1 protein-coding gene is annotated in these 529 nt (G+C 55.0%); it reads right to left on the reverse strand.

Annotated elements, in window-relative coordinates; all coding sequences use genetic code 11:
• A partial coding sequence (locus HQ29_RS06405; RefSeq protein ID WP_161781565.1) for an Ig-like domain-containing protein occupies window positions 1-529 on the reverse strand: 529 nt, incomplete at both ends.

Genomic DNA, 529 nt, shown 5'->3' on the forward strand with positions numbered 1-529 from the left:
CTTGTTGTCTGCATCGGCAGGCTGTACGGTGGCGGTGATCGTAAAGCTTTCACCTTCGATAACGCTCTTCTCTGTCGGGGAGACGGTGATGCCCGTTACCTTGACCTCTTTCTTGGTGACGGTTACTTGGCAGGTGGCTGTCTTACCGCCATCTGCCGTTGTGGCAGTGATGGTCGCACGCCCCGGCTTGTGTGTGGTAACATGACCATTGTCATTAACGGAAGCAATCTCCGAAGCCGAACTGCTCCACGTTACCGTCTTGTTGTCCGCATCGGCAGGAAGCACTGTGGCAGTGATGGTAAATGCTTCACCCTCTTTTACGCTCTTCTCCGTCGGAGAGACGGTGATGCCGGTAACCTTGACCTCTTTCCTCTTCACCGTTACCCGGCAGGAGGCTGTCTTACCGCCATCCACGGATGTAGCAGTAATGGTGGCACTGCCTTCCTTATGCGTGGTTACCTCTCCGTTGCTGTCAACGGATGCCACCTCCGACTTGTCCGAACTCCACGTTACAGCCTTGTTCGGAACA

Origin of the sequence: Porphyromonas canoris (assembly GCF_000765975.1) — a bacterium.
In the GTDB taxonomy this organism is placed as follows: Bacteria; Bacteroidota; Bacteroidia; order Bacteroidales; family Porphyromonadaceae; genus Porphyromonas_A; species Porphyromonas_A canoris.